The 3,124-nt window shown below is 44.6% G+C and carries 3 protein-coding genes; 1 reads left to right on the top strand and 2 read right to left on the bottom strand.

Annotated elements, in window-relative coordinates; translation table 11 throughout:
* On the top strand, window positions 1–1,774 hold a 1,774-nt coding region (locus tag PLA23_RS07075), incomplete at its 5' end, for an FtsK/SpoIIIE domain-containing protein (RefSeq protein ID WP_324474611.1).
* 189 nt (window positions 1,775–1,963) lie between these two features.
* Here the strand turns inward: PLA23_RS07075 and PLA23_RS07070 are convergent.
* Together PLA23_RS07070 and PLA23_RS07065 are read right to left on the bottom strand one after the other, a co-directional pair.
* Window positions 1,964–2,722, bottom strand: coding sequence for an ATP-binding protein (locus PLA23_RS07070; RefSeq protein WP_502883601.1), 759 nt, complete (start codon window positions 2,720–2,722; stop codon window positions 1,964–1,966).
* 15 nt (window positions 2,723–2,737) lie between these two features.
* Window positions 2,738–3,124: AAA family ATPase (locus PLA23_RS07065; protein ID WP_324474609.1), on the bottom strand; the 387-nt coding region annotated here is incomplete at its 5' end.

Below are 3,124 nucleotides of genomic sequence, written 5' to 3'. Positions count from 1 at the left end.
TAAAATTCATCAGGAGAAGGAGGCCTTTTCCTCCGTTTTCCATCGATTCGTAAAAGAGCAGTACCTTATCCCATTTTTGGAGGAGTATGCAAATACACTCCCGTATGAAAGAATCGAAGCCTTTGCATCTGCATGTGAACAATGGATAGGATATTTAAACGATTTTATAACCCCAAACCTCTCCGAAATACCTGATTGGTTAACCCTTCTTCAAAAGATCGTACACTCCTCTGAATATTTGATGAAATCACCATATTCATTTCCTGATGCGGAGATGATGCAGATATCCGGGAGGCCTGATGCGATTCTTTTTGATCCAAAGACAAAAGAAGCCGTCGTTGTTGAATATAAAGCCAGAAAGGAGTCTGATCCACTTCAGGATCTTGCCCAGACATCCCTGTATTCATGGCTGGTTCATACGTCAATCGGTATACTTCCCCGCGTTGATATCCTGTATCTTGAAGAAAAACAGCCGCTTGTCCGGTATTTCGTGCCTGCGATCCAGGATATCATAGAGAACCATCCCTCACTTTTTCAGCTGGCACGGGATATTCTGCATGGAAAAAGACCAGTACCACAATGCACCAGCCCTGCTCTCTGTCAGATCTGTCCCTATGCACACACCTGCGACGGGGATTTTGGAATACCTGTCGAGAAGACCAGCATTTCACCCAAACCTGTACCCGGTAATACTGAAACCCATGATACACCGCCTGCTCCTGATGAATTACTTTCTATGCTGACTGAAAAACTCAGGCTCCTTTCAATACCGGTTATTCCTGCAGGATATACCGTCGGACCAAGGTTTATCAGATTAAAGATAATTCCTGATATTAAAAAGAGGGTTACGTTTTCAAAAATTGTCAACCGGACGGTAGATATTCAGCTGGGACTTGCTCTCTCTTCCCCGCCGCTCATTCAGGCCCAAAGCGGTTTTATCAGCTGTGACGTGCAGAAAAGCAACTGGGAACCGTTTGATGTCGGATCACTCCTCGCAGACACCAAAAAACTGACAACACACATCTGTTCATTTCCCCTGGGCAGAAGAATCGATGGATCGGTATTTGTTGGAGATCTTGCTGATCCGAATATGACCAGTTGTCTTATCGGAGGGACATCAGGATCAGGGAAGAGTGAACTGATTCGTTCTCTGGTCGTGGCAATTGCTCTGAATAACCCTGATATGAACCTGACATGTACGTTAATCGATCCAAAACGGGTGACATTTACCGATTTTGGACAGTCTCCCTTCCTCTCACAACCGGTTATCATGGATCCGGATCGGGCCATGGATGCACTCATGATGCATGTCAGTGAGATGGAGGAACGATACCGGGTGCTTGAAAATGCAGGGTGTCCTGATATTTCAGAGTATAATGCACGACATTCACCGCAAATGAAGAGGACGATAATTGTTATCGATGAATATGCCGATCTTATCATGAATAAGAGCACGAAAGAGGCCCTTGAGAGTGCGATTCAGAAGATCGGGCAAAAAGGTCGTGCTGCCGGTTTTCACCTCATTTTAGCAACCCAGCGTCCGGATGCAAAAATTATCACCGGAGTCATCAAAGCAAATCTGCAACTGAAGATTGCCCTGAAGGTTACCTCATCCACAAATTCCAGGATTATTCTTGATGAAACCGGAGCAGAATGTCTGGCAGGATATGGTGATATGCTCATCGGCGGGAGTGTTCCCATTCAGCGGTTGCAGTCAGCAAAAGTCTCAAAAGACGATATATCCCGTTTTCATGCCGGAAACCCTCATGCATAGTATGCAATGATACCCGGAATCTATCCTGTTCATTCGGAAGCGTTGGGTTCACACATGTGCATATACATGGGAATCCCGCAACATAGAGACACATCACTCGTTTTCAGATCAAGACCTGCATCATATACCATTTTTCAAATTCCGGAATTGTCCGATGTCTTTTCTCTCCCTGCATACCGGCAGGAGGTCCTATCCTTTGATATACGATGGCAATTTCCAGATACAATAGAGCGGAATCTCAAGCAGCTGTCCATATTCATCAAAATGCCAGGCAACATTTCCCAGGCTGGTCCGGACTGCAATCCGTGGGCTGTATTTCTTCCGATATTCTGCAAGACTTCTTGATCTGGTCCGCTTTGAAGATTTCACCTCAATAGGAACGACATCCATACCCTCTGCGATGATATAATCCACCTCAGCCCTTCCCCCAGACTTCCAGAAATACGGTTTTTGTACCCCGGTTGCAATCAATTCTGTTAAAACAAAATTTTCCGCTAATATTCCCCGAATGTCAGCAGTGTGTGCTGAGGTATCGAGCATGACTTCTGCCGGAAACCTGCTCATTCTTCGCAAAAGCCCTGCATCAGAGAGATAGATCTTAAAATACGTGCCATCACTACAGGCTGTGACAGGAATAAAGGGGCGTTCTACCTTTTCGATTTTATAAATAAGCCCTGCTGATATCAGCCACTGCAGGGAATCTTCCAGGTCACGTGCCCGAAGTCCCTGTTTTACATGGGCAAATATAAATTTCTGATTCTCTTTTGCAAGCTGGGCAGGAATTGCATTCCAAATCTGATTAATTTTAGGAAATTCTGACACGGAAGCATATTTTATGAAATCCTTTTCATAATTACTGATAATCCCGTCCTGTATGGATTCTATACGCCCGACATCAAAGGTATGAATCCACGAACTGACTACCTCAGGCATTCCTCCTGTGATCAGGTATTCATGGTATAATTATTCCAGTGTTCCGGTGAAGGCATCAGATATTTTTTCATGGACAGATAGATTGTGAAGATACTCAAACAGGAGTTCTTCTTCCTTTGCAAGGAGAAACTCAGGAAAATTAAGAGGATACATCCGAAGCATCTCTACCTTGCCTACAGGAAATGAAATCTGTCTGCCCATCCGGGCAAGAGCCACGCCAAGCAGAGATCCCGCAGCAGCAACATGAAGCGTTGGCAGGTTTTCACAGAAGTATTTCAGTGAGGTTATCGCACGAGGGCATATCTGAATTTCATCAAATATGAGAATGGAACTTCCCGGCTGAATGGATTTATTTCTCAGAATGCTCAGCTCTTTAATGATTCGTACGACATCGAAGTCTCCTTCGAATATCTTTTG

This window comes from Methanospirillum sp. (assembly GCF_035406105.1).
Classification (GTDB): domain Archaea; phylum Halobacteriota; class Methanomicrobia; order Methanomicrobiales; family Methanospirillaceae; genus Methanospirillum.
Note: the sequence above shows the minus strand (reverse complement) of the source record. Positions and strands in the feature narration are given on the sequence as shown.